At 67.2% G+C, this 25,571-nt stretch carries 23 protein-coding genes, 1 tRNA gene and 1 pseudogene; 12 read left to right on the top strand and 13 right to left on the bottom strand.

Annotated features, from left to right (window positions below):
* The first annotated feature begins 61 nt into the window (after positions 1-61).
* The 3 genes and pseudogenes from ACEN8G_RS13250 to ACEN8G_RS13260 all read left to right on the top strand — a co-directional run.
* Positions 62-655, top strand: coding sequence for a hypothetical protein (locus ACEN8G_RS13250; protein WP_413740585.1), 594 nt, complete (start codon positions 62-64; stop codon positions 653-655).
* The gene (locus tag ACEN8G_RS13255; protein ID WP_413414086.1) at positions 652-1,143 is read left to right on the top strand and encodes a hypothetical protein; all 492 of its coding nucleotides are present in this window, start codon (positions 652-654) and stop codon (positions 1,141-1,143) included. Before ACEN8G_RS13250 ends, ACEN8G_RS13255 begins: the two co-directional genes overlap by 4 nt.
* Positions 1,144-1,249: 106 nt before the next feature.
* Positions 1,250-1,597, top strand: a pseudogene (locus ACEN8G_RS13260) (YciI family protein); the annotation flags it as partial.
* Positions 1,598-1,683: 86 nt separating this feature from the next.
* On the opposite strand, the gene ACEN8G_RS13265 reads toward ACEN8G_RS13260, so the two are convergent.
* From ACEN8G_RS13265 to ACEN8G_RS13275, 3 genes are all read right to left on the bottom strand, one after another.
* Positions 1,684-1,947 carry a hypothetical protein gene (locus ACEN8G_RS13265; protein ID WP_413414085.1) on the bottom strand — a complete coding sequence of 88 codons (264 nt, stop codon included), beginning with the start codon at positions 1,945-1,947 and terminating at the stop codon, positions 1,684-1,686.
* A 44-nt stretch (positions 1,948-1,991) separates the two neighbouring features.
* Positions 1,992-2,918 carry a sulfotransferase domain-containing protein gene (locus tag ACEN8G_RS13270; protein WP_413414084.1) on the bottom strand — a complete coding sequence of 309 codons (927 nt, stop codon included), beginning with the start codon at positions 2,916-2,918 and terminating at the stop codon, positions 1,992-1,994.
* Positions 2,919-3,138: 220 nt separating this feature from the next.
* Positions 3,139-4,308 (bottom strand): carbohydrate porin, encoded by a 1,170-nt coding sequence (locus ACEN8G_RS13275; protein WP_413414083.1) that lies wholly within the window; start codon positions 4,306-4,308, stop codon positions 3,139-3,141.
* Positions 4,309-4,435: 127 nt separating this feature from the next.
* Between ACEN8G_RS13275 and ACEN8G_RS13280 the strand changes: the two genes are divergently transcribed.
* From ACEN8G_RS13280 to ACEN8G_RS13300, 5 genes are all read left to right on the top strand, one after another.
* On the top strand, positions 4,436-6,199 hold the full coding sequence (locus ACEN8G_RS13280; RefSeq protein ID WP_413414082.1) for a methyl-accepting chemotaxis protein: 1,764 nt from the start codon (positions 4,436-4,438) through the stop codon (positions 6,197-6,199).
* Between the two features lie 166 nt (positions 6,200-6,365).
* Positions 6,366-8,624, top strand: a complete 2,259-nt coding sequence (locus tag ACEN8G_RS13285; RefSeq protein ID WP_413414081.1) for a TonB-dependent receptor plug domain-containing protein — start codon at positions 6,366-6,368, stop codon at positions 8,622-8,624.
* An 80-nt stretch (positions 8,625-8,704) separates the two neighbouring features.
* The gene (locus ACEN8G_RS13290; protein ID WP_413414079.1) at positions 8,705-9,211 is read left to right on the top strand and encodes a DUF1993 domain-containing protein; all 507 of its coding nucleotides are present in this window, start codon (positions 8,705-8,707) and stop codon (positions 9,209-9,211) included.
* Positions 9,211-10,080 carry a 2-dehydropantoate 2-reductase gene (locus ACEN8G_RS13295; protein WP_413414078.1) on the top strand — a complete coding sequence of 290 codons (870 nt, stop codon included), beginning with the start codon at positions 9,211-9,213 and terminating at the stop codon, positions 10,078-10,080. The genes ACEN8G_RS13290 and ACEN8G_RS13295 overlap by 1 nt, the downstream gene beginning before the upstream one ends.
* A gap of 25 nt (positions 10,081-10,105) precedes the next feature.
* Positions 10,106-10,873 (top strand): diguanylate cyclase domain-containing protein, encoded by a 768-nt coding sequence (locus ACEN8G_RS13300; protein ID WP_413414077.1) that lies wholly within the window; start codon positions 10,106-10,108, stop codon positions 10,871-10,873.
* A 296-nt stretch (positions 10,874-11,169) separates the two neighbouring features.
* Here ACEN8G_RS13300 and ACEN8G_RS13305 read toward each other — a convergent pair whose 3' ends face one another.
* The 6 genes from ACEN8G_RS13305 to ACEN8G_RS13330 form a co-directional block, all read right to left on the bottom strand.
* The gene (locus tag ACEN8G_RS13305; RefSeq protein ID WP_413414076.1) at positions 11,170-11,571 is read right to left on the bottom strand and encodes a hypothetical protein; all 402 of its coding nucleotides are present in this window, start codon (positions 11,569-11,571) and stop codon (positions 11,170-11,172) included.
* Between the two features lie 74 nt (positions 11,572-11,645).
* Positions 11,646-12,254, bottom strand: coding sequence for an ATP-binding cassette domain-containing protein (locus ACEN8G_RS13310; RefSeq protein ID WP_413414075.1), 609 nt, complete (start codon positions 12,252-12,254; stop codon positions 11,646-11,648).
* Entirely contained in the window at positions 12,244-12,933 is a 690-nt protein-coding gene (modB, locus tag ACEN8G_RS13315) for a molybdate ABC transporter permease subunit (protein ID WP_413414125.1), read from the bottom strand. Before modB ends, ACEN8G_RS13310 begins: the two co-directional genes overlap by 11 nt.
* Before the next feature lie 9 nt (positions 12,934-12,942).
* Positions 12,943-13,095 (bottom strand): hypothetical protein, encoded by a 153-nt coding sequence (locus ACEN8G_RS13320; RefSeq protein ID WP_413414074.1) that lies wholly within the window; start codon positions 13,093-13,095, stop codon positions 12,943-12,945.
* Positions 13,096-13,185: 90 nt separating this feature from the next.
* The gene (gene modA / locus ACEN8G_RS13325) at positions 13,186-13,959 is read right to left on the bottom strand and encodes a molybdate ABC transporter substrate-binding protein (protein ID WP_413414073.1); all 774 of its coding nucleotides are present in this window, start codon (positions 13,957-13,959) and stop codon (positions 13,186-13,188) included.
* Between the two features lie 40 nt (positions 13,960-13,999).
* Entirely contained in the window at positions 14,000-15,010 is a 1,011-nt protein-coding gene (locus ACEN8G_RS13330; RefSeq protein ID WP_413414072.1) for a phytase, read from the bottom strand.
* A gap of 255 nt (positions 15,011-15,265) precedes the next feature.
* On the opposite strand from ACEN8G_RS13330, the gene ACEN8G_RS13335 reads away from it, so the two are divergent.
* A complete protein-coding gene (locus ACEN8G_RS13335; protein WP_413414071.1) occupies positions 15,266-16,144 on the top strand; it encodes an OmpA family protein in 879 nt (292 codons plus the stop codon).
* 86 nt (positions 16,145-16,230) lie between these two features.
* Here the strand turns inward: ACEN8G_RS13335 and lepA are convergent, their stop codons facing one another.
* From lepA to pnuC, 4 genes are all read right to left on the bottom strand, one after another.
* Positions 16,231-18,024: a translation elongation factor 4 gene (lepA, locus tag ACEN8G_RS13340; RefSeq protein WP_413414070.1), complete on the bottom strand. Its 1,794-nt coding sequence runs from the start codon at positions 18,022-18,024 to the stop codon at positions 16,231-16,233.
* Positions 18,025-18,143: 119 nt separating this feature from the next.
* Entirely contained in the window at positions 18,144-20,459 is a 2,316-nt protein-coding gene (locus tag ACEN8G_RS13345) for a TonB-dependent receptor (RefSeq protein WP_413414069.1), read from the bottom strand.
* Between the two features lie 217 nt (positions 20,460-20,676).
* Positions 20,677-21,198: an AAA family ATPase gene (locus tag ACEN8G_RS13350; protein WP_413414068.1), complete on the bottom strand. Its 522-nt coding sequence runs from the start codon at positions 21,196-21,198 to the stop codon at positions 20,677-20,679.
* On the bottom strand, positions 21,195-21,749 hold the full coding sequence (pnuC, locus tag ACEN8G_RS13355) for a nicotinamide riboside transporter PnuC (protein WP_413414067.1): 555 nt from the start codon (positions 21,747-21,749) through the stop codon (positions 21,195-21,197). Before pnuC ends, ACEN8G_RS13350 begins: the two co-directional genes overlap by 4 nt.
* Before the next feature lie 99 nt (positions 21,750-21,848).
* Here pnuC and ACEN8G_RS13360 point away from each other — a divergent pair, with 99 nt between their 5' ends.
* From ACEN8G_RS13360 to ACEN8G_RS13370, 3 genes are all read left to right on the top strand, one after another.
* The gene (locus tag ACEN8G_RS13360; protein ID WP_413414066.1) at positions 21,849-23,144 is read left to right on the top strand and encodes an FAD-dependent oxidoreductase; all 1,296 of its coding nucleotides are present in this window, start codon (positions 21,849-21,851) and stop codon (positions 23,142-23,144) included.
* Between the two features lie 77 nt (positions 23,145-23,221).
* Positions 23,222-23,298: transfer RNA gene (locus ACEN8G_RS13365), tRNA-Pro, on the top strand.
* Between the two features lie 95 nt (positions 23,299-23,393).
* Positions 23,394-25,274 (top strand): ABC-F family ATP-binding cassette domain-containing protein, encoded by a 1,881-nt coding sequence (locus ACEN8G_RS13370; protein ID WP_413414065.1) that lies wholly within the window; start codon positions 23,394-23,396, stop codon positions 25,272-25,274.
* Positions 25,275-25,571 lie beyond the last annotated feature (297 nt).

Raw genomic sequence — 25,571 nt, forward strand, 5'->3', positions numbered from 1 at the left:
ATTCGACAAGCGCTTGCCAAATGCTTTGGCAAAGGGAATATTTCCCGGAGGGGGACTTGTCATGATCTTTAGCCTGATGGCCTTTGCGGCCTTCAATACCGCTGCGCAGGATGTTCCGGCAGCAACGGCCACACCAACTCCGGTGGCGGCAGTGACCGCGCCGGCGGCCTTGCTGGTGACGCTGCCGCGCGACACGCCGGTGGAGCTGATCGCGACGCGCGAAGTCAGCACGGCGAATGCCAAGCCGGGTACGCCGATCAAGCTCCAGGTGCGCAGCGCGGTGCTGATCGGCGGCCGGACGGTGATCCCGGCGGGAACGCCGGCCTGGGGCGAGGTGGTCACCGCGAGCGACGCCGGCGGCCTCGGCAAGTCGGGGAAGATGACCGCCCGGCTGAAGCACGTCCAGCTCGGCGAGGTGGAGATCCCGCTCGACGGCGAGATCAGCAGCAAGGGCCGCAAGGGCTCGGTGGCCGGCGCCGTGCTCAGCGGCGGCCTGATGGGCCTGTTCCACCGCGGCAACAACGCCAAGATCAAGGCCGGCGAAGTCGTCAGCAGCTTCGTCGCGGAGGAGGTCGTTCTCGATTACTCGGGCGCCGGGGGGCGCCGCGCGCCGGGAGCGGTCGCGACGCCCGCCCCGGCGGCCGGCACGCGATGATCGCCGCGCTGCTGCTCGCCCCGTTGCTCGGGTCCGCACCGGTCGCGCAGTGCGAGCGCGACCTTACGCTGGCAGAGGGCACCGCGATCCGGCTGCTCACTGCGGAGCGGCTGTCGAGCAAGCGCGCCGCGACCGGCGACATGGTGGCGCTCACTGTTGCCGAGGACGTGAAGATCGACGGCGTCGTCGCGATCCCGGCAGGCACGCCCGCCAAGGGGCAGATCACCGATGCGAGCGGCACCGGCGCGCTCGGCACCTCGGGCAAGCTGGCATTGCGGCCGCTCTACCTGCAGCTGGGAGAGACCATCGTCCGGCTCGATGGCCGGGTGAGCCGCGACGGCGGCCTTCCCGCCGGGACCGCGATCGGCATGGTCGCGATCAGCGGATTGTTCGGTGGACGGACAGCGGAGGTGCCCGTCGGGTCGTCGCTCGACTCGACGGTCCGGCGCACGGTCACGCTTCATGTCACGCTGACCGAAGGCTGCTGAGCCCGCCGCGAGAAATTTTTCTCGCCCGCTGTCGATTTCCATCCGGCCCGTTCGTCGTCAGGATGCGAGGCAATGGCGCTTCGTGCGAACCATGAGGAGATGAACGATGCGGGTGATGGTGCTGGTCAAGGCGACCGCGGACAGCGAAGCGGGCCTGATGCCCTCGACCGAGCTGCTCGATGCGATGATGAAGTACAATGAGGAGCTGGTGCAGGCCGGGATCATGAAGGGCGGCGACGGGCTCAAGCCATCCTCCGCCGGCAAGCGGATCGCGTTCGACGGCCCGGGCCGCACTGTGATCGACGGCCCCTTCGCCGAGACGCGCGAGCTGGTCGCCGGCTATTGGCTGTGGGAAGTCGCGGACATGGACGAAGCGGTTTCCTGGGCGAAGCGCTGCCCCAATCCGATGCCCGGCCCGAGCGAGCTGGAGATCCGTCCCTTCTACGAGATGGCCGATTTCGGCGCCGAGCTCACCCCGGAGATCGTCGAGCGCGAGGCTCGCCTGCGCGCGCAGGCGGAGAATAGCTGACCCCGGGGGTGCTAGTCCCGATCCAGCCTCCAGGCGGCATCTAGATATCTCTCGGCCGCCGCCTTGAGCGCGGGCTCCTCGTCGAACGCCTCGGCGGGCAGCGGGGCGATGCCCAGCCCTTCCATCACCACCCAGAGCGCGAACTTGCGCGAGGGTTCCTGCTCCACCCCGAAATCGATCCGCAGCCGCTCCTCGCCGCGTTCGCGGACGGCATCGTCCAGCGCCTCGGGTTCGTCGGTGCCGAAATAATGGGTGAGCAGTGCATCGAGGTCCATGCGCCCTACTTCGGCGCACGGACCTCGATCTGCAAGCGGGGCAGTTACGCCGCCCTACCGCTCGCAAGCCATGCGGCGCATTCGGGACCGAGCTCGGCCAGCGCGGCCGCCTCGTAGCGCGCGATGTCCTCGGCGGTGAGGACATCGCGCCAGCGGCCGCTGATGCCCTTGTTGATGAAGGTCTCGGCACCGCCATCCCAGAACACGCCGCCCAGCGGCGCGACCTGGCCGGCATTGGCCTTCATCCAGTCGAAGCTGCAATGGCGCAGCACGCGCGGCCAGCTCTTGGCCGCGACGTCGATCTCCAGGAACTCGGCGATCCGGCGGATCTCGCCGGCCATGTCGCGCTTCAGCGCCTCGAAATGGACGAGATGGACATTGGGCAGGTCGCGGATCGCCCACCAGCTGCGGACATGCTCCCAGAACGGCCAGAAGGGCGCGCCATCGGCCTCGAGCCATTCGCGGAAATAGGCGGCCACATCCGGGTTCGCGCGCGGGATCGGCGGGCCGACCCGGCCCGGCGTGTCGTTGAGCGCGGCATACCAGGCGTCGGTCGCGTGGAGATGATGGTTGTGCAGGCTCCAGGCCACGTCACGCCCGTCGCGCGCGACATAGAGATATTTCGCCTTGGGGCTGAAGCGCAGCGCGTCGACCGGCAGATGCGTCTTCAGGATCCGCCGGTGCGTCTGCTCCTCCAGCGCGGCGAGCTTGGCCAGCGCCGGCGGCACGCGCAGATCGACCCAGGGCGAAATCTCGGCGACCGACACTTCGGGATCGCCGTTGAAGATCAGCTGGGCGACGATCTGCTGCGTCCAGGTCGTGCCCGCCTTGGCATAGGTCGCGACCACGACATCGTCGCGGCGAAAGACCAGGTCGTTCCACACGGTCGAATCGAAGTGATGATTGTGCACTTCGCGCAGCTTGCGCGGGGACGTCGCCGGAACACGCGCCGGCGCAAACGTAACGGGCATTTCGACAGGTCCTACATGGCCGAGGCGAGGTGAACTATGAACGCAACACACCAGCGTCAATTGTCAAATCACGCCAAGTCTTATCGAGATGGATGCAAGGCATAACCAAGTGTAATGCCCTGCATCCCTCAATACCTGCCAAATCCTATGGAGATCATCCCCTCCGCTCAATTCCTCACTTTTACGGATATACTCGCACCATATTGGCGCAATCCAACGATCAGAATTCCAGCGTCGCCCGCAACGTGGCGACGGTGACCCGCTGTGCATCCCGGTCGCCGCCACGATTCCAGATGAATTGCAGATCCGGCTGCAAAGTCAGGAACTTGGTGAGCTTGTCGGAGAAGGTGAACTCCACCGCATTCTCCGCCGCGGCGGTGTTGATGCCATCCCCGCGCAGCAGGTCGCGATAGCCTTTCGACAGATAGGCCTGGTTCACGCCGATCGAGACCTGGCTGTCGTCGCGCCCGGGCACGACATGGGTGGCGAGCACGCCCGCCTGCCAGCCGCCCTTGTAGGGCGTGGTCTTGCCATCGGAGATGCCGGCACGGACGAACAGGCTGGTGGCGAACGGTCCGTCCTGGCCGCCCAGCGTCTTCTCGGCGAGCACATAGGCACCGCGCGCCTTGCGGCGGATCGGGTCGCCGGCACCGTCGGTCTCGACGATGTCGTCCTGCTTCTGGCTATAGCCCCAGGCGCCGACGGCCAGCTTGTTGCCGTCCTTCTCCAGCCCCGCCTCGCCGATCAGCAGCGCGCCGTGATGGAAATCGAGCGCCGAGCCGCGATCGTCGCCGAGCGCACCCGCCGTGGCGTTGAGCAGCGCGACGCGCGCAAAGCCGACGCCACCGAAACGCTGCTCGATGCGGACCGCAAGCGCGGTGGTCGGGAAGATCGAGGGGCCGTTCGGGCCGGTCGCGGCGATCTCCGAACCCACGCCGAACGCCGGGGCGAGCAGCAGGCCGGACGCATCGCTGGCATAGAATTCGCTGTTGAGGTCGTAGAGGCCGGCGCGCACGGTGGTCGCGGTACCGATCTTCTGCTCGAGCCAGAATTCGTAGAGGCGCAGCTTGGGCGAGGCGACTTCGATATTGTCGACGCCCTGCAGCGTGCCCGCCACATCGTTGGGCCGGTCGCCCAGATTGTTGAGCACGTCGATATGAAAGCTCGCGCCCTTCCAGCCGATCAGTCGCTCGAGATCGCCATTCGCCTCGATGTTCAGGTCGTCGAGACCGAAGCTGCGCATCTTGCGGCCATCGGCGCCCACGCCGACCAGGTCGGCGCGATAGGTCGCACCGAAGTCGAGCGCCGGTTCCTCGGATTCCTGCGCAGCAGCCGAAGTCGAGAAAAGCAGGGCGAGCACCGTCGAGGCCCCGCCAAAAATCCCACGCATGTCCAAAAGCCCCAGTTCACGACATCCCCCGGAAACATTTGTAGAGGCTCCGAACCCCGAACGGTCTTTCCGCCTATAATTCGTGCTGGAACTGGACGTCGAAACGGCTTCGGCGCGGGAGACTTTCGTGAAGATCACTTCGCTCAACAAGGCCACGACGCAGGCGGCAGCCATCCTGATCGGCATCACCGCGCTTTCGGGCGGCACCGGGCTGTTCATCGTCGCCAAGGAAAATGCCGCGATCGCCGAGCAAGCCGCCGCAGCCAGCCTGCTCCAGAACCACATGGAAGCGGACATGATGCACGACGCGGTCCGCGCCGACGTGCTCGCCGCGCTGGTCGGCGGGGACGATGCCGCGCGCCGCGAGACGCTCGCCGACCTCAAGGACCATCTCGATACGCTGTCGAAGACGATCAACGAGGACGCAGCCTTCCAAGGCGTCGATAGCATCGTCGCGGCGACCGGCAAGCTCAAGGCGCCGATGGACGCCTATGCCGCGGCCGCGCAGAAGATCGTCGATGCCGCCGGCACCGATCCGGTCGCCGCGCGCACCCAGCTTCCCAATTTCCTCCAGCAGTTCCGCGCCCTCGAGGAATCGATGGCCGCCGCCTCCGACGCGATCGAGAATCACGCCAAGCAGGTCGCCGCCAGCTCGGCGACGCTGGGCACCGTCGCAATGGTGATCCTGTTCATCACCCTGCTCGCCGGCATGGCCGCCGCGCTGCTGCTCGCCCAGACCGCGCGCCGCCTGCTCATCCGCCCGCTGCTCGATCTTGCCGGCACGATGCGTGCGCTCGACGGCGGTGACCTGTCGGTCAAGGTGCCGCATGCGGACCGCGAGGACGAACTGGGCGGCATGGCCCAGGCGATCGACGCCTTCCGCGACAAGCTCAAGGCCGCCGAGGAGGCCAAGGAAGCGCAGACGCGCCTGATCGTCGATACGATCGGCACCAGCCTCGACGCGATGGCGCGCGGCGATCTGAGCGTCGAGATCAGCGCCGCGCTGACCGGCCCGTTCGCCGCGCTCAAGCGCAGCTTCAACGACGCCGCGCACGGCCTGCGCGCGCTGATCGGCAATGTCGTCACCGGCACCGAGAATATCCGCACCGGCGCCAACGAGATCGCCTCGGCCTCCGAGGACCTCGCTCGCCGCACCGAACGCAACGCCGCGACGCTCGAGGAGACCAACGCGGCGGTCAACGCCATCGACCATCGCCTCAAGTCGATCGCGCTCTCGGCCAACGAGACGCTGTCGCGCGCCGACGGTGCCATCGCCGTGGTCGGCAATGGCCGCGCGATCGCCGATGAGGCGGTGCAGGCCATGGGCCGAGTCAGCGAATCCGCCAAGGGCATCGACTCGGTCATCGAGGGCCTGGACAAGATCGCCTTCCAGACCCGCGTTCTCGCGATGAACGCCGCCGTCGAGGCCGGTCGCGCCGGCGAAGCGGGCCGCGGCTTCGCGGTGGTCGCCGATCTCGTCTCCGCGCTCGCCATGCGCGCCGAGGAAGAAGCCGGCCGTGCCCGCGATCAGCTCACCCACACCCAGGCCGAAGTCGTCACCGCGGTGGAAGCCGTGATGAAGGTCGATGGCGCGCTTGCCGATATCTCGGGTGATGTCGGCCAGGTCCATGCCCTGATCGGCACCATGGCCGAGGACAACAACGCCCAGAGCCACGCGATCAGCCAGGTCAGCGAGGCGATCGGCGACATGGATCGCGGCACCCAGCAGAACGCCGCGATGGTCGAGGAGACTTCGGCCGCCGCGCGCAACCTCACCCAGGAAGTGGATTCGCTCGCCGACAGCGCCGCGAGCTTCACCATCGACGCGCCGCAGGGCGGCCATCGTCCCGCCGCGCAGCGTCAGGCGTTGAACGGCGCCACGATGCACTGAGCGGACACACAGGCGCAACAAATGTTGCGCGGGCGGCACAGTCTCCGAAAAGAAACATAACCGTAACTGAAACGACTCCAAACCGCCGTGTACGGTTCATCTATGTCCTGTTGAGCGCCCGCTGAGAGCGGGGGCGGGTCGCCCCTTGCGAAAGGGGAACCAGGACATGAACGTTTCGCGCCTACTAGGCGGCGCAGCCATCGCCGTGCTCGCCACTACCCTCGCCGCCGGAACGGCGCAGGCTCAGGACAGCGCGGCCCCGGCCGATGCGTCCACGACCGAGGAACAGCGCGCCAACGAGATCCTGGTCACCGGCCAGATCTTCTTCCGCAACCGCACTGCGGACCCGAACCCGATCCTCTCCTACGACCTCGAATATTTCCAGAAGTTCGAGCCCATCTCGGTCGGCGAAATGCTGAAGCGCGTGCCGGGTGCCACCTTCACCTCGGACGTGCTCGAATATGACCAGGTCCAGTTCCGCGGCCTGCCCGGCGGCTTCACCAACGTGCTGATCAACGGCCGCCGCGCGCCCGGCGGCGAGGCCGACGGCACCTTCTTCGTCGATCGCATCCCGGCCGAGCTGGTCGAGCGCATCGAGATCGTCCGCGCGCCGCGTCCGGACCAGCCCAGCGACGGCGTCGCCGGCACGCTCAACGTCGTCACCAAGGAATCGACCAGCTTCAAGGGCGGTTTCGGCAAGATCGGCGCGCTGCTCAATACCCGCGACGGCGTGTTCCGCCCCTCGGCCGCCGCGGCGTTCGCCGGCAGGCTCAGCGAGAGCACCGATTACTGGATCGCGCTCAACTATCAGAAGCGCCGCAACCCGAAGAGCAAGGTCTCGTACCGGTTCGACGACGTGCCGGTGACCGACGACAAGCGCTTCCCGGGCGATCCGGCGAAGAGCAACTATGTCACCGACCCCGAATTCCATGATTTCGAGGCCCAGAGCGACACGCGCGACGGCAGCGACCTGTCGGGCAGCGCCGAGATCACCACGCGCTTCGGCGATGGCGGCCGGCTGCGCCTCAACGGCTTCTTCGTCGACACGCATCGCGACGAGGACGAGCAATCGGTGACGCTCGAGGATGCCGATCTCGATTTCGACGGCGTCGAGCTCCAGAAGGAGCGCATCAAGCAGCAGACCTATGCTGTCACCGCCGATGCCAAGCTGCCGGTGAGCGACAGCTTCGAGCTGGGCCTGGCCGGGGGCTGGAACCAGTATCGCGAGAACACCCGGACCTCGGTGTTCGAGGGCGACAACGAGAACGACTTTAGCGATGTCGACCTGGACGAGGAGGAAACGCTCCACATCAAGGATACCGAGTTCAGCGGCACGCTGTCGGGCAGCTATGATGGCGGCGCGTTCAAGCTGAAGATCGGCTCGGACTTCCTGTTCAAGACGCGCGATGGCCTCAACGACGGTGTCCTGACCGACATCTTCCGCATCCGCGAGAACCGCTATTCGCCCTATGTCCGTCTGACCTACGACCTGGGCAGCTCGCTCACCATCGACGGCGGCGCGCGCTACGAGATCGCCGATCGCAAGGTGACCGCGACCACCACTTCGGGCGGCTTCAACAACGGCATCCTCAACCCGTCGCTGAGCGTCCGCTGGTCGCCGACCAGCGCCGACCAGTTCCGCGCCTCGGTCGCCCGCACCATCCGCCGGCCGGACTATGACCTGCTCTCGCCGATCGAATATGACGAGACGCCGGGCGACGACGACACCACCACCGGCAACCCGGACCTCCGCAACCAGAGCGCCTGGGGCGTGGACATCGGCTATGAGCGCCGCATCGGCGGCAGCGGCATCGCCGGCGTGAACTTCTTCTACCGCGACATCACCGACCTGATCGAGCTGGTCGCGACCCGCGACAATGGCGCGGGCCAGGATTTCCGCCCGCAGAACATCGGCGACGGCCAGGCCTGGGGCGTGGAGTTCGACCTGTCGGCGCCGCTGACCTTCCTCGGCATGCCCGACACCGGTGTCTTCGCCAACTACACCTATCTCGACAGCTCGACGACCGATCCGTTCACCGGCGAGAAGCGCCGCTTCAATGCCCAGCCGCACCATGTCTACAATGTCGGCTTCATCCAGACGGTGAAGGCGGCGGACGTCAGCTTCGGCGCGACGATCTCGGGCCGCTCCAAGTCGCTCGAATCGAACTTCGACGAGACGGTGGAGCTGCGCTACGATCCGGACCTCGAGGCGTTCGTCGAGAAGCGCATCGGCAAGCACATTGTGCTCCGCGTCTCGGCACAGAACCTGCTCGACCGCGTGAAGTACGAAGAGTTCCGCAAATATGACGGCGACTCGCTCGAGGAGATCCTCCAGAACCGCGCCGCCGGCGATCTCGACGAGTACGAGATCGAGCGCGAGCATTCGGGCCCGCTGGTCCAGTTCACCATCCGCGCGGCGTTCTGATATCCCCTCTCCCTCTCCCCGGTGGGGAGAGGGAGAAGTGACCGTTGCGCAGCCGTCCCGCCAGGCCTATCTCCGCGGCCATGGCGACTGAACTCTACGACCTCACCGTCCCCGTCTTCCTCCGCGGCTTCAAGGCCATGGCGACCTTCCTCGACAAGGCGCGTGCCTGGGCCGACGAGAATGGCGTCCCGCATGCCGAGCTGCTCGAAGCGCGGCTGGCCGACGACATGGCCCCGCTCAGCGCACAGATCCAGCGCGTCAGCGACGGCGCCAAATTCGCGCTGGCCCGGCTCGGCCAGCTCGAGGCCCCGGCGATGGCCGATACCGAGACCAGCTTCGACGAGCTCCAGGCGCGCATCGCCGCGACCGTCGACTTCCTCAAGTCGGTCCCGCGCGAAGCGATCGACGGCCGCGAGGATGCCGATATCGAAGTGAAGACGCCGAACCGCAGCTTCCACTTCAAGGGCCTGCCCTACGTCACCACTTTCGCCCTGCCGAATTTCTATTTCCACATGACCACCGCCTACGCGATCCTGCGCCACAAGGGCGCACCGCTGGGCAAGATGGACTATCTGGGCGGCATCTGATGGTCCGCATCGCGGTGATCGGCGCGGGTGCCATCGGCGGCACCCTCGCCGCCTGGCTGGCCCAGAGTCATGAGGTGACCGTCTGCGCGCGCTCGCCGCTCGAGGATCTCGAGGTCGAGACGCCCGAGGGGCCGATCCGCGCCACCCCACGCATCCTCACCGACCCCGCCGAGGCGACCGAAGTCGACTGGATACTCTGCACCACCAAGACCTATGACTGCGCCGCCGCGGCCGCCTGGCTGCCCGGGCTGATGGGCGCCACCACCCGGCTGGCGGTGATCCAGAACGGCGTCGAGCAGCGCGACCGCTTCCCGCAGGTGCCGGCCCAGCGCACCGTGCCGGTGATCATCGACCTGCCCGCCGAGCGCACCGCGCCCGGCCGCATCGTCCAGCGCCGCAACGGCACCATCCATGTGCCCGAGGGCGAGGCGGGCGAAGCGCTGGTCGCGCTGTTCGCCGATACCCCGATCGACGCGCAGACGACGCCCGACTTCGTCACCGCCGCCTGGCGCAAGCTGGCGATCAACTGCTCGGGCATCGTCAGCGCGCTCACCCGGCGCCCGGCCGAAGTCGCCAATGACGAAGGCGTCGCCGAGGTAATGCGCGCGCTGGTCCGCGAATGCATCGCGGTGGGCCGCGCCGAGGGGGCCGACCTGCCCGACAAGCTCGCCGACCAGGTGGTGAAATGGACCACCCTCGCCCATCCCCAGTCGGTCAACTCGCTCCACGCCGATTTCCTTGCCGGCCGCCAGACTGAAGTCGATGCCCGCAACCGCGTGATCGTCCGGCTCGGCGAAAAACATGGCATCGACGCACCGATGAACCGTGCCCTCGCGTCTATACTGAGTGCAGCGTCCACACGGAATTAACCGTCACGCGCGCAGGATCGTCGCCATGGAGGCCGGAATTCGCACCTTGCTGTTCAATCGCAGCATCTGGTTCGTCGTCCTGCTGGCGATGGCCGGGCTCTACGCGATCTTCGCATTCGACATCATCCGCGACGAGACCTCGTCGGTCGCCGACCGCAAGCTGCGCATCGAGCTGGACGAGTTCCTGCTCTTCGCCTCGGCGCTGATCCTGCTGCTGTTCAGCTATGGCCTGAACCAGCAGCGCGCCCGCGGGCGCGAGCGCGACCGGCGCATCGCGGCGGAGCGCAGCGCCCGCGACCTCGGCTATCACGACGCGCTCACCGGCATGCCCAATCGCCGCGCCTTCGACGAGGCGCTGGCCAAGCTCAGCCCGAGCGGCCTCCATGCCGTGCTGATGCTCGATCTCAACGGCTTCAAGGCGATCAACGACACCCATGGCCACGGCATGGGCGACGCGCTGCTGCGCGTGGTCGCCGACCGCATCGCCGGCGCGGTGCGCGAAGGCGACACCGCCGCGCGGCTGGGCGGCGACGAATTCGCGGTAATCACCCCTGGCCTCGCCAATCCCGAGATCGCCAAGCTTGTCGCCGGGCGCCTCGCGGAGAGCATCGCCCGGCCGGTCTTCGTCGAGGGCCGCACACTGCATGTCGGCACCGGCATCGGCATCGCCCTGTCGCGCGCCGAAAAGCTCGCCCCCCAGGAACTCACCCGCCGCGCCGACCTGGCGCTCTACGCCGCCAAGCGCAGCGAGGGCGTGTCCTTCCGCGTCTACGGACCTGAGCTGGAGGGCTGAGGGCGAAGGCCAGAACGGGCGTCTTACTTACACCGCCCTCCCCGCCATACTCCGTCATCCCCGCGAAGGCAGGGATCGAGAGCCAGGAGTGGAGAAGGCACCGCCTGCTTTGGCATCTCCGGCAAGCATAAGCCCGATCGCTGCACTTGCCCCGGGCTACCCTGGATCCCCGCCTTCGCGGGATGACGGTGTAGGAAGCTTCGCGCTAGCTGCCCCGGCGCGGATCGCGATCTAGCCTCGGCCCAACGGCAAATTGGGTGATTTCAGACAGACAGCTTTATGGCAAGCAATCGCGATTAGCTGCCGTTCTGTTGGCCAGCTTCTATAAGACGCAGCTGGTTAGCCCGGATCATTGGCTTGCCAGTTGCGCCGTTGGGAATGACTTCGCCCGATAGGTAAACAACGGGCTGGACGAAGCCGAATCCATCCGCGCGCGCAGATTGAACAATATGATCGTAGGCCTGATCGACACTGTTATTGCCTGCTGCAAACCCGACTCCTGGGCAGTCGCGCCCGGACACCGATGCCCCACACTCAATGCAGGCGTCATTTTGTGCGTTCGCGAAGAGGACAGCGGTGCCCTCGACCTTCTCGCCAGCAGAGACAGACCAGCACTTATTCGCGCTGATTTGGACCGGCTGAGAAGCGCATGACGCAAGCACGAAAGCGCATATCAGCAAGGAAGGCAATGACCGCATTTGGGCATGGTCACAGAACCGCTCAATGTCCGCAAGTGGGGCGTTTCTGACCGTCTGCTCTTCAAAGCGATCCCCTAAATCTCCACGATCCGCGTGCCCAGCCGCTCGGCCTCGGCGCGGTCGTGCGTGACCATCAGGATCGGCAGCTGCACTTCGTCGCGCAGCCGCTCGATCAGCGTCATGATCTCCTCGCGCCGCGCCCGGTCTAGCGAGGACAGCGGTTCGTCGAGCAGCAGGAAGCGCGGATCGGAGAGCAAGGCCCGCCCGATCGCCACCCGCCGCGCCTCGCCGCCCGAGAGCGTGCGCGGCCAGCGGTCGAGCAGATGGACGATGCCGAGCAGCGCGATCGTCTCGTCCACATCGAGCCCGGCGCCGTCGCGCCGGCCATAGAGCAGGTTCGCCCGCACCCGCAGATGCGGGAACAGCCGCGGCTCCTGGAAGACATAGCCGGCCCTGCGCTCCGCCACCGGCACATCGATCCCGGCGTCCGCATCGAACAGCATCTCGCTCGCCACCCGGACATGGCCGGCATCGGGCTCGAGCAGCCCGGCGACCATGTTGAGCACGCTGGTCTTGCCGGCGCCGGAGGGACCGAACAGCACGGTGAGCCCCTCGCCCGCCTCGATCCGGCAGGCGATCTCCGTCTCGCCGAGGCGCTTGGTCAGATCGAGGTCAAAGGACATGCAGCCCCCTGCCCGCGCGCCGCGCGATCAGTTCGGAGACGAGCAGCGCCGCCAGCGAGAGCAGCACCGAGATGCCCGCCAGCCGCAGCACCTGCGCCTCGCCGTCCGGCATCTGCAGCGCGGCATAGATGGCGAGCGGCAGCGTCTGCGTCTCGCCCGGCACGCTCGACACAAAGGTGATCGTCGCGCCGAACTCGCCCAGCGCCCGCGCGAAGCCCAGAACCGCGCCGGCAAGCACGCCCGGCAGGCTGAGCGGCAGGGTCACGCTCGCGAATACCCGCCAGCGCCCCGCCCCCAACGTCGCCGCTGCCTGTTCGAGCCGCCGGTCGACCGCCTCGATCGACAGCCGCATCGCGCGTGCCATCAGTGGCAGCGCCATCACCGCGCTGGCGATCGCTGCGCCGGTCCAGCGGAACAGCACGCTCACGCCGAACCACTCCTGCAGCCAGCTCCCGATAGGCCCGGCCGGCGCGAAGGCGAGCAGCAGCAGCCAGCCGGTCACCACCGGCGGCACCACCAGCGGCAGGTGCACCAACCCGTCGAGCAGCAGCTTGCCCGGAAACCGTCCGCGCGCCAGCAGCCAGGCAAGCGCGAAGGCCACCGGCAGGCAACCGAGCACCGCCACCCCGCCCACCTTGAGCGACAGCCAGACGATGCCCCAGAGCTCGGGCGTCACGATCTCACCCGATCAGGCCCCGCCGCGCTTCACCGGGAACTTCAGCAGGCCGAAACCGACCGCGAAGCCGATCAGCAGACCGATCGCCATATTGTCGATCAGCGCGCCAAGGATGATCCCGCCAGACACGCCCATGGCGAACCCGATCGCACCGTTCTTGTTCATGCAATGCCCCCGAATATCGGCTTCGCGCCGAAGATGCCGCACTAGAGGCTGTGCAGGCGCTCGGGTCAACTGCGCCGCCGCACGGTATTTCTAGAGCGGTCGGAAGCCGAAGCGCCGGAAGATCGCCTTGCCCTCGCCGCTCAGCAGGAAGCGGCGGAACGGCTCGGCATCGGGGCTGGTCGACGCCTTGAGCCGGGCGAGCGGATAGCGGATCGGCGGATGGCTCTCCTCGGAGAACACCGCCATCACCTGCACCCGCTTCGATGCCATGGCATCGGTCGCATAGACGACGCCCAGCGGCACCACGCCGCGCTCGACCAGCGCCAGCGCCGCACGCACGCTTTCCGCCCGCACGACCTGCGGCGCCACCGCCTCCCAGCTCCCGCCATATTCGATCGCTGCCTTGGCGTAGCGGCCCGCCGGCACCGAATCCGGATCGGCCAGCGCCAGCTTCGTCCGCCCCAGCCCGCGGAACACGTCATAGGGCCGCGCGCGCGGCGTGCCCGCCGGCGCGACGATCACCAGCCGGTTGCCGAGGAACGGCGCGCGCGTGCCCGGCACGATCAGCCCGCGCTTCTCGATATCGTCCATCCAGGGCTCGTCAGCCGAGACGAACAGGTCCGCTGCCGCCCCTGCGGCGATCTGCCGCGCCAACGCCGAAGACGCCGCGAACGAGCAGACCGGCCGGGCACGGCCCTTCGCCGCCCAGGCATCCGCCGCCGCGGTCATCGATTCCTGCAGGCTCGCCGCCGCCAGCACCAGCGGCGCCTTCGCGCTCGCCAGCGCCATGCGCGGCCCGGCCAGCGCCGCCACGCCCATGCCGGCGAGCAACGCCCGCCGGTCGATCCTTCGCTCGATCGTCATGCCCCCTGCCTGACAGCCCGCGGCCGGCGAGACAAGGCCCTCACTTCAGCCGCAGCGCCCTGCGCACGTCCGCCCAGCGGACCAGCTTGAAGTTCTGCGCGGCCGGCGCGTTGTCGCCGTCCTGCGCCAGCATCAGCCCGCCCGCGAGCCCCGGCCCGAAGCCCGCGGTCGAAACCTCGATCCCGTCGGTCTCGCTCGTCGCGCCGAACTTGCCCGCCGCGATCCGGAAGCGCCCGGCATAGGCCATGTCCTTGAGACGCCACAGCGCATAGGCGTTGTCGCCCTGGCTCGACACGACCAGATAGCCACCGCGCGCGCCTTCCGCCGCGATCGCCACACCCTCGACATCGGCCACCAGATGCTTGCCGTCGGCCGCGATCACCTTCTCGCCGGCAACCGGGTCCTTGGCGTTCGCCCCGAAGCGCCACACGCCGGCATCTTCCTCACCGACGAACAGCTGGCCGGTGCGATCATCCGCCACGCAGCCCTCGGACTGGGTGGCGAGCTTCATCGTCCGCACCCGGTCCGCCTTGATCGCGCCGCCCCCGCGCAGCACTTCCATCTGCACGATCGTGCCCGCCTTGTGCACGACGAACGCATAAAGCCTGCCCCTGCGCGGCGCATACATGCACAGACCATAGGCCTCGCCCGCCCCGGCATCGAAGCGCCCGATCTCGCGCAGCGTCGCCGCCCTGGTGTCCAGCGCATAGAGCGCCAGCTTGGCCGCCGTCTTGTCGTTGCGGTCGCTCGCCGCGACGATCACCTGCCCGCCCCACACGCGCAGGTCGACATTGTTCACCCGGCCCGCCGGCAGCGTCGAGCGCAGCTTGCCCGACAGGTCATAGACGTTGAGCCCGGCCTTCTTGTCGGTAGCGACGATCAGGCTGTGCCGGGGATCGCGCGGGTTGCGCCAGATCGCGGGATCGTCCGCCGCATCCTCCAGGCTCGCCACGGCCGCCGTCTCACCGATCGCCTTCACCTCGGCCGTCGGCACCTCCTGCGCGGCGGCGGCGGGCACGGCCTGGAGCAGCATCATCGTGGCAAGCAGCATCGGGTCCCCCTTGGTTACGAAGCCGGGCTCTATAAACGCAGTGCGACGTATCGATGACAATTCGGCGACGCCTTTCGCAGGATTCGAGGGCGGATATCGCCGGTCCGGCGAGCCCCGCCCGCCTCGGTTCGTCGCAGGTCTCGCCCGAACCACCCGCTCCGGCACGGGCCTTGCCGGGGGCGTTCATCTGGCGGACAGCTTCCTCCGAACACGCAAGGAAGGCCGGCGGGGGCAGTTTTGAAGGAGGTTGCCTCAATGCGTATCATTTCCAAAAGGTCGGGGGTTCGCTTCCTGGCTGCCATGCTGGCCGTGTCTGCGTCGGGCGCTGCCTATGCGCAGGACCAGCAGAGCACGCCCGATCCCAACATCGTCGTGAACGGTCCGGCGCCCGCGGATCTGACCGAAGGCCCCGAGATCAAGGGCGTGATCACCGCGCGCCACGGCGACCGGATGAAGATCGCGACCGCCGACGGCACCACGATCGTCGCCCTCACCGACACGACGCGGATCAAGAGCGGCGGCGGCTTCCTCGGCGGTGGCCAGAAGCTTGCTGCGGACTCGCTGCTCAACGGCCTGCCGGTCACCATCAAGACGCTGCAGCCGCGGGGCGCCCAGCCGGGCGGTGAACTCTATGCGAGCCAGATCAATCTGCGGAAGAATGACCTGCGGACCGCGACGATGATCCAGAGCGGCACGTCGCAGCGCTTCGAGGAGCAGACCGCGGCCACCGAGGCACTGCGCGGGCGCATGGCCGACATCGACAAGTACAACGTCAAGAGCACGACCAACGTGCACTTCGATATCGGCAGGACGGATATCTCGGCGCAGGACAAGTCGCAGCTCTGCACGGCGGCGAACGAGGCCCAGCAGACCGAGAACGCGCTGATGCTGGTGGTCGGCTATACCGACTCGACCGGCAGCGACGATCTCAACCAGGAGCTCAGCGAGAAGCGCGCGGCGCGCGTCATCAACTATCTGCAGCAGGTCTGCGGGTGGAAACCGTATCGCATGCTCACCCCCACCGGCATGGCCAAGGCCGATCCGCTGGCCAGCAACGACACGCCCGAGGGCAAGGCGCAGAACCGCCGTGTCGCGGTGAACATCCTGGTCAGCAAGAGCGTCGACGGCCTGTGAGCCGCCGGGGGCGTGCCTGGCACGCCCCGATCCGCGCCAGATTGGCCGGCGAAATCGGGTCGGGAGCGGTCCAGCCGCTCCCGACCCTATTCCTCGCCCATCCGCAGCGCGGCGATAAAGGCTTCCTGCGGGATCTGCACCGAGCCGTACTCGCGCATCTTCGCCTTGCCCTTCTTCTGCTTCTCCAGAAGCTTGCGCTTACGCGTCGCGTCGCCGCCATAGCATTTGGCAGTCACGTCCTTGCGCATCGCGCTGATCGTCTCGCGGGCGATCACCTTGCCGCCGATCGCCGCCTGGATCGGGATCTTGAACAGGTGCCTCGGGATGAGTTCCTTGAGCCGCTCGACCATGCCGCGGCCCCGCACCTCGGCAGTGGAGCGGTGGACGATCATGCTGAGCGCGTCGACCGGCTCCTCGTTGACCAGGATGCCCATCTTGACCAGATCACCTTCGCGATAGCCGATCTGCTCATAGTCGAAGCTGGCATAGCCCTTCGACAGCGACTTCAGCCGGTCGTAGAAATCGAACACGACTTCGTTGAGCGGCAGCTCATAGGTCGCCTGCGCACGGCCTCCGACATAGGTCAGGTTCTTCTGGATGCCGCGCCGGTCCTGGCACAGCTTCAGCACCGAGCCGAGATACTCGTCCGGCACATAGATCACGGCCTGGATCCAGGGCTCCGCGATGCTCTCGATCTTGTTCGGATCCGGCATGTCGGCCGGATTGTGCAGCTCGATATGCCCGCCGCCATGCGTCAGCTCGATCTGGTAGACCACCGACGGCGCGGTAGTGATGAGATCGAGGTCATATTCACGCATCAGACGCTCCTGGATGATCTCCAGGTGCAGCAGGCCGAGGAAGCCGCAGCGGAAGCCGAAGCCGAGCGCCGCCGACGTCTCCATCTCGAACGAGAAGCTGGCGTCGTTGAGGCGCAGCTTCGAGATGCTCTCGCGCAGCTTCTCGAAGTCGTTGGCATCGACCGGGAACAGGCCGCAGAACACCACCGACTGGACTTCCTTGAAGCCCGGCAGCGGCTCGGCGGCAGGCCGCTTGGCGTCGGTCAGCGTGTCGCCGACGCGGGCCTGGGCGACTTCCTTGATCTGCGCGGTAATGAAGCCGATCTCGCCCGGCCCCAGATCGGGCAGCTGCTCGATCTTGGGCGTGAACGCGCCGACGCGGTCGACCAGATGGGTCGTGCCGGCGGCCATGAACTTGATCTGCTGACCCTTCTTGATCGTGCCGTCGATCACGCGGACCAGGATCACCACGCCGAGATAGGGGTCGTACCAGCTGTCGACCAGCATCGCCTTGAGCGGGGCCTCGGCATCGCCCTTGGGCGCCGGGATGCGCTCGACCACGGCGTCCAGGATCTCCTCGATGCCGATGCCCGACTTGGCGCTGGCGAGCACCGCGTTCGATGCGTCGATGCCGATGATCTCCTCGATCTCGTTCTTCACCTTCTCGGGCTCGGCCGAGGGGAGATCGATCTTGTTGATGACCGGGATGATCTCGTGGTCGTGCTCGATCGACTGGTAGACGTTCGCCAGCGTCTGGGCTTCCACGCCCTGCGCCGCATCCACCACCAGCAGCGCGCCTTCGCAGGCGGCGAGGCTGCGGCTCACCTCATAGGCGAAGTCGACATGGCCCGGCGTGTCCATCAGGTTGAGGATATGGCCCTTCCACTCCAGGCGCACGGTCTGCGCCTTGATGGTGATGCCGCGCTCCTTCTCGATGTCCATGTTGTCGAGGACCTGGGCGGACATCTCGCGGTCGGAGAGCCCCCCGGTGCGCTGGATCAGCCGATCGGCCAGGGTCGACTTGCCATGGTCGATATGCGCGATGATCGAAAAGTTGCGGATCTTGGAAAGTTCGGTTGCCATGATCCGCGCGCGTTAGCAGGCGCGGGGCAGCGCAGGAAGTCCCCGCATCGCGCCCAAAAGCAACGGGCCCGGCGGAGCTGAACTCCACCGGGCCCGACCTTGTCTACAGGCAGTATCGCTTAGCGGGTGCGGCCCGTCAGCGAGATGCCGATGACGCGCGGCTCGTTGAGCACTGCGGCCATGTAGTTCTCGATCACGCCCTTGAGGTTCTTCTCGTTCGTGATGTTGCGGGCGAACGCCGCGATTTCCCAGGTGCCGTTGCCCCCGGTGTAACCGATCTTCAGGCCGCCCTCGAAATTGCCCTTCGAGTAGAACTCGTCGGTCTTGTAGAGGACGTAGTTGGTGTAGCCCTGGATGTTCCAGTCGGTCGAGATGAACGCCTTGCCGCTGTCGCTGACCGGGATGTCATAGCGCGCGACTGCGCTCAGGTTGTATTCCGGCGCATTCGGCAGCGGGTTGCCGTCGATCTGGGCGAAATAGGCCGGGGCGCCGAACACGGTGCGGGTCACGATCGGATCGTTGACCGTGCAGACGAGCACGCCGTTGAGCGCGCAGGCCTGGGCATAGACGCGCTTGTCCTTGATCTCGCTGTGGAGCCAGCTGGCGCCGAAGGAGAGCGCAAGGTTGCGCACCGGACGCACGTTCAGCTCGGCTTCGATGCCATAGGCCTCGGCCTTGTCGGCGTTGAACAGGACGCCGTTGCCGTTCGAGTCATTGCCGTTCAGCTGGATGTCGTCGACCGTGTAGTAGAAGCCGGTCAGGTTGAAGCGGACCTTGTTGTCGAACAGGCTCGACTTGAGGCCGGCCTCGTACGACAGGATCGTCTCCGAGTTGGCGGTGGTGAAGTCCGAGTTGAACACCGCCGAACGGCCCTGGATGGTCGGGCCGCGGAAGCCGCGGGCGACACGGGCATACACGCTCAGATCGTCGTTCACTTCATAGAGCGCGCTCACGTCCCAGCTGGGCTGGGTGTCCGACATGCGGACGTGACGGCGGCCGGTATAGGTCGAGGCGCCGGCGACCGTGTCGGCGGTCTTGAGCAGGTCGGTGGTCTTGGTGTCCTCGGTCACGCGCACGCCGGCGGTGAGGCGGAACTTCGGGGTGAGCTGGTAGCTCGCCTGGCCGAACAGCGCCCAGCTGGTGTTGACGTCGTGCAGGCGCACCCAGTTGTTCGGGTTGCGGGCCGAGGTCGTCAGGAACCAGGCGCGCTGGTAGAACTCGGTGATGTCGCGGCTGTCGAAGTACATGCCGCCGACCTGCCACTTGAACGGGCCGTCGCCGTTGCTGGCAAGGCGGACTTCCTGAGTCCACTGGTCGAGATCGGCCAGACGGCCCATCGACTGGCCGAAGCCGTTGGGCACGCCACCGACCGGATAGTCGGCCGCAGCACCGCCGTCGGTGTCACCGCGGCTATAGCCCGACGAGGTCTCGTACGCAGTGATCGAGGTCAGCGTGACCGGGCCGAAGTCGAAGCTGTTGTTCCACGACATGCCGTAGGTGTCGTAGTCCTGCGGATTGTCCATCGCTTCGTCGTAGCGGACCGTGGTGCGCGAGACGTTGCTGACGTCGTTCGAGCCCTTCTTCAGCGCCTGGCGCAGGAACAGGGTCGAGGTACCGTTATAGTTGCGCATGTGCGCCGAGAAGAGCGAGGTCCAGCTCTCGGTCGGCTTCACCAGCACCTGGATGCGGGCATCGCGCTCGTCGAAACCGCCCATCGCGTTCTTGCGCGGGCCGTTGGTACCGTCCTGGCTCACGCCGGCATAGGCGTTGTCGACATAGTTGTCGCGGTGCTGGATCAGGCCCGAGACGCGGACCGCGACATTGTCGGCCAGCGGACCGCCGATGCCGGCGTCGAGGTTGATGCTGTTGTAGCTGCCATAGCTCAGCGTGCCGCGCGCATCGAGACCGTCCAGCGTCGGGCGGACGGTGTCGAACTTGACGATGCCGGCGGTGGTGTTGCGGCCGAACAGCGAGCCCTGCGGACCGCGCAGCACTTCGACATGGTCGAGGTCATAGACCGGGTTCGACTTGAGCACGACATGCTCGAGGACCACGTCGTCCTGGATGATCGACACGGGCTGCGAGGCGCCGAGGTAGAAGTCGATGTTGCCGAGGCCGCGGATGTAGAAGCGCGGGAAGATGCGGCCGGTGGTCGTCTCGGCGTAGAAGCTCGGCACCTTGCCCGAGAGCGAGAGCAGCGTGTCGTCGCCCGAGGCGGTGAAGTCACGTGCGTCCTGGCCACCGATCACCGCGACCGAGACCGGGGTGTTCTGCAGCGTTTCCGGGCGGCGCTCGGCGGTGACGACGATCTCGGTTTCCGCGCCGTCATCGGCGGCGGGAGCGGTGCTGTCCTGTGCCTGGGCGGTGCCGCCGATCGCGAGCGCGCTGAACGCGGCGCCCAGGAAAAGGGCAGTCTTGGTGATGCCGATCTTCATGAGGTTGTTCCCTGAAATGCGCCCAACGCGCGACTTCGGCCACGACTCCGCCCCGCGGAATCGCGCCGTCGGCACGCCGGACATTCTTGTTATCGGGGAGCTTTGCTGCCCCCTGCGAAGGGGCGGTTAGGATCGGATTGTGTACGAACTGTGACAAGGAACATTAAATTTTTGCAATGCAGCATACCCGCCACGCAATCGCGCTAAGCCGCAAATGTCAGCTCGCCTGCACAGCCTCGATCGCGGCGATGGCATTGGCGTAGCGATCCTCGCCCTGCCCCGAGACCAGTGCCCAGCGCACCCCGCGGCGCTTCAGCTCGGCCTTGCTGAGATCGAAGAACCGCTGCCGCAGCTCGGGCGTGCCGAACATCCGCGTGCCGTCCGCACGCCAGGCCATGTCGATGTCGAACAGCAGGTAGAAATCCGCATAGCCCTGCCACTCGTCGAACCAGGGATCGCGGTCGCCGAACAGCATGTCGGCCCAGACCGCGGTCATCAGCGGATCGGTATCGAGCACCAGGGGCTTGAGCCCGGCAGCGACCATCGTGCGAGTACCCGCATCATGCGTCTTGGCGATCTCGAGCAGGTCGCGCATCGTGAAGTCGATGCCGCGCGCCTCGGCATATTCGCGGCCATATTCGTCCACCACCTCACCGCCGAGATATTCGGCGATGCGTGGCGCCAGAGTCGACTTGCCGGTGCTTTCAGGGCCGTGGAGACAGATGGTGCGCAGCTTCATTCCCGTGCCTTCAGCCAATCGAACAGCCCCCAGATCGAAAGGGCAAGGAATACGCAGTACAGGCCCGCCGTAAGCCACAATTCCTTCACGGCGAACAGGGGGATTGCGAGCAGATCGACCAGGATCCACAGCAGCCAGCACTCCCAGTTGCGCCGCGACTGGAGGATCTGCGCGGCGATGCTGAGCACCGCGATGCTGCCGTCCCACCAGGGATAGCTCGCATCGGTCAGCCGGTGCATCGCATAGCCCCAGAGCAGGATCACCATGACGCTGCCCGCCACCCAGCCGGCGCGCTCGCCACGGTCCAGCGCCAGGACGCGCACCTCGCCGCTCTCGGCCCGCGAGCGCGTCCAGTTCCACCAGCCATAAAGATTGACCGCCAGAAAGAAGAGCTGGAGCAGCGCGTCGCTGTAGAGCTTCTCGTGGAAGAAAATCCAGGCGTAGAGCGAGACCATCGCCAGCGCGAACGGGTAGTTCCAGATGCTGCGCCGGACCACCAGCAGGACGTTGATCAGGCCGAGCAGGCTGGCGGTCGCTTCGATCGGGCTCACGGTTACGGCCTAGCAACAACTTGGCCGGGCCGTCGAGAGGCTTGCCCTCCCCCGGCTTGCCGCTACGGTAACGGCCTAGGATCGCGGGAGGAGAGGCCCATGCGTCATGTCGCGGTGATCGGTTCGGGTCCGGCGGGATATTACACTGCCGAAGCGTGCCAGAAGGTGTTCGGCGATCAGGTTCGGGTCGACATCATCGACCGGCTGCCGGTGCCCTTCGGGCTGATCCGCACCGGCGTCGCGCCCGACCACCAGTCGATCAAGGGCGTATCGCGCCGCTACGAGGCGGTGGCGCTGACCGACAATGTCCGCTTCGTCGGCAATGTCACCCTCGGCCAGGACGTGTCGATCGACGAGCTGCGCGAGCTGTACGACGCAGTCGTCCTCGCCACCGGCGCGCCGCACGACCGCAAGCTGGAGATCCCCGGGGCCGAACTGCCCGGGGTGGTCGGCTCGGCCGCGTTCGTCGGTTGGTACAATGGCCATCCCGACTATGCGAACCTCAACCCGCCGCTCGACGGGCCGGCGGTGGTGATCGGCAACGGCAATGTCGCGCTCGACGTGGCGCGGGTGCTCGCCAAGGCGGAGGACGAGCTCGAGGCGTCGGACGTCGTCGCCCATGCGCTCGATTCGCTGCACGGCTCGAAGGTCCACAGCATCACCCTGCTCGGCCGGCGCGGGCCGCACCAGATTGCGATGACGCCCAAGGAACTGGGCGAGCTGGGCGAGCTGGGCCATGCTACTCCGGTGGTCGATCCGCATGATTTCCCGCCGGTGGAGGACGATGCCGCGCTCGATCCCGGCCAGCGCAAGTCGATCGGCCATTTGCGCCGCTATGCCCAGGGCATGCCCGACAAGCCGATCCGCATCGTGTTCGACTTCTTCGCCATGCCCGTGGCGATCGAGGGCGACGGCAAGGTCGAGCGGGTCATCGTCGAGCGCACCGCCCTGGGCTTCGACGGCGTCGCGCATGGCACGGGCGAGACCTATGCGGTGCCGGCTTCCCTCGTAGTGAGCTGCATCGGCTATCGCACGCCGCCGATCGAAGGCGTGCCCTATGACGACAAGGCGGGCCGATTCGCCAATGTCGACGGGCGGGTGCTACCCGGCCTCTATGCGGTCGGCTGGGCGCGGCGCGGGCCGACAGGGACGATCGGCACCAACCGGCCCGACGGATTCGCCATTGCCGAGAAGATCGCCGAGGACATTGCCGAGGGCGCCGGCAAGCCCGGGCGGCCGGGGCTCGACGCGCTGCTGGGAGAGCGCGGAGTCGATCCCGTCACCTTCCGCGAATGGCAGAAGATCGACGCCGCCGAGATCGCCGCGGCCCGCATCGGGGCGCCCCGCGAGAAGTTCGTTTCGGTCGATGCGATGCTGGGGGCCACGAAAAGCTGATTCAGTGGCTTGCGTGACTCAAATAGCGTGGTTATAGGCGCCCCCTCGCAGTCGGGGTTCGCCCCGGAGGCGCCGGTCGGGGAATAGCTCAGCCTGGTAGAGCACTGTCTTCGGGAGGCAGGGGCCGGAGGTTCGAATCCTCTTTCCCCGACCAATTTATTCCCGCTTATTTCAACACTTTAGGTAAAGTGACCACCAGGGGTCACAGGGCACTTGGGTGCCCGCCTGAGTGCTGCTAGGCGCCCCATCATGCTTTCCTTCCGCGACATCACCATCCGGCTTGGCGGCCGTGCGATCATCGAGGGTGCCTCAGCGGCGATCCCGCCCCGCGCCCGCGTCGGCTTCATCGGGCGCAACGGCGCCGGCAAATCGACCCTGATGAAGGCGATCGCCGGGATGATCGAGCCCGATACCGGCTCGGTCGACATCCCCCGCGCTGCCCGCTTCGGCTATCTCCGCCAGGACGCCCCGGGCGGCCAGACCAGCGCCTTCGACACGGTGCTGGAAGCCGATGTCGAGCGCGCCGCGCTGCTTGCCGAGGCCGAGACGCAGACCGATCCCGACCGGCTGGGCGACATCTATGAGCGGCTCGACCAGATCGACGCATACGAGGCCCCTTCCCGCGCCGGACGGATCCTGAAGGGCCTGGGCTTCGACGAGGCGATGCAGGCCCGGCCGATGGACAGCTTCTCGGGCGGCTGGCGGATGCGTGTCGCGCTGGCGAGCCTGCTGTTCCTCAACCCGGACATCCTGCTGCTCGACGAACCTTCGAACCACCTCGACCTGGAAGCCGTCATGTGGCTCGAGGGCTTCCTGCGCGCGTACCGGGGCACGATCCTGCTGATCAGCCACGAGCGCGACCTGCTCAACAACGTCGCCGACCATATCCTCCACCTCGATCGCGGCCAGACCACGCTCTATCCGGGCGGCTATGACGCGTTCGAGCGGCAGCGGGCCGAGCGGCTCGCCCAGCAGGCGGCGGCGCGCGAGAAGCAGGTCGCCGAGCGCGAGAAGCTGCAGGCGTTCGTCGATCGCTGGCGGGCCAAGGCGAGCAAGGCCAAGCAGGCGCAGAGCCGCGTCAAGGCGCTGGAGCGGATGCAGCCGATCGCGGCGGTGGCCGAGGATCCGAGCATGCGCTTCGACTTCCCCAATCCGCAGGGCCTGCGTCCGCCGCTGCTGACGCTCGACAAGGCGGCGGTGGGCTATGAGGCCGGCAAGCCGATCCTCTCGCGGCTGGGGCTGCGGCTCGATCCCGATGACCGGATCGCGCTGCTCGGCCGCAACGGCAACGGCAAGACCACGCTGGCCCGGATGATCGCCGGCGAGCTGCCGGTGATGGAAGGCGAGATGACCACCGCCACCAAGCTGACGGTCGGCTATTTCACCCAGTATCAGGTCGAGGAGCTCGACCCGACCGCCACCGCCGTCGAGACGATGGGCCGGGTGATGAAGGGCGCGACGCCGGTGCAGGTGCGCAGCCAGCTGGGCCGGTTCGGCTTTTCGGGCGACAAGGCGATCACCGCGGTCGGCAAGCTTTCGGGTGGCGAGCGGGCGCGGCTGGCGCTGGCGCTGGTGACGCACAACGCGCCGCACCTGCTGATCCTCGACGAGCCGACCAACCACCTCGACGTCGATACCCGCGAGGCGCTGGTCCAGGCGCTGGCCGAGTTCAAGGGCGCGGTGGTGCTGGTCAGCCACGACCGACACATGCTCGAGCTGGTCGCCGACCGGCTGTTCCTGGTCGATGGCGGCACCGCCCGCGAGTTCGACGGGACGATCGAGGAATATGCCGCCTTCGTCGTCTCGGGCAAGGAACCGGCGCCTTCGGCCGCGGCGGTCGCCGCCCCTGCCCCGCCGGTCGACAAGAAGGAGGAGCGCCGTGCCGCCGCCCAGGCGCGCGAGGCCTCGGCCGGGCTGCGCAAGGCGGTGAAGGACGCCGAGGGCGAGATCGCCAAGGCGCAGCGGGCGCTGGCCGAGGTCGATGGGGCGCTGGCCGGGATCGCCTCGCCTGCGCTGAAGAACCTCTCGATGGGCGAGCTGATGAAGCGGCGCGGCGAGGTCGAGGCGCGGCTGGAGGCGGCCGAGGCGGCCTGGCTCCAGGCTAGCGAGGCACTGGAAGCAGCGGACTGACGCGGACGCTTTGGACGCGGAAGTTGGCGTGGTTTACGCGGAACGCCCTCCCGCCGGGGCGCTCCGCGATACGCTGTGGGAGAACGGACGGAGACGCGCGCGGACGCTTTCGCGCGCGGATGTTCGCACGAGTGCGCTGGGTTGACGGTTCAAAGAGCGGCCTTGCGGCGATCTTTAGAACATTACAGGAACATTTGGGTGTAGGAAAGCCGCCACCTCCGTCATCCCGACGAAAGTCGGGATCTCGTGCGGCTCCTTCCCCGCGCCTTCGCCTGAGATCCCGGCTTTCGCCGGGAT

The organism is Sphingomonas sp. Sphisp66 (assembly GCF_047324325.1).
Lineage (GTDB): Bacteria > Pseudomonadota > Alphaproteobacteria > Sphingomonadales > Sphingomonadaceae > Sphingomonas.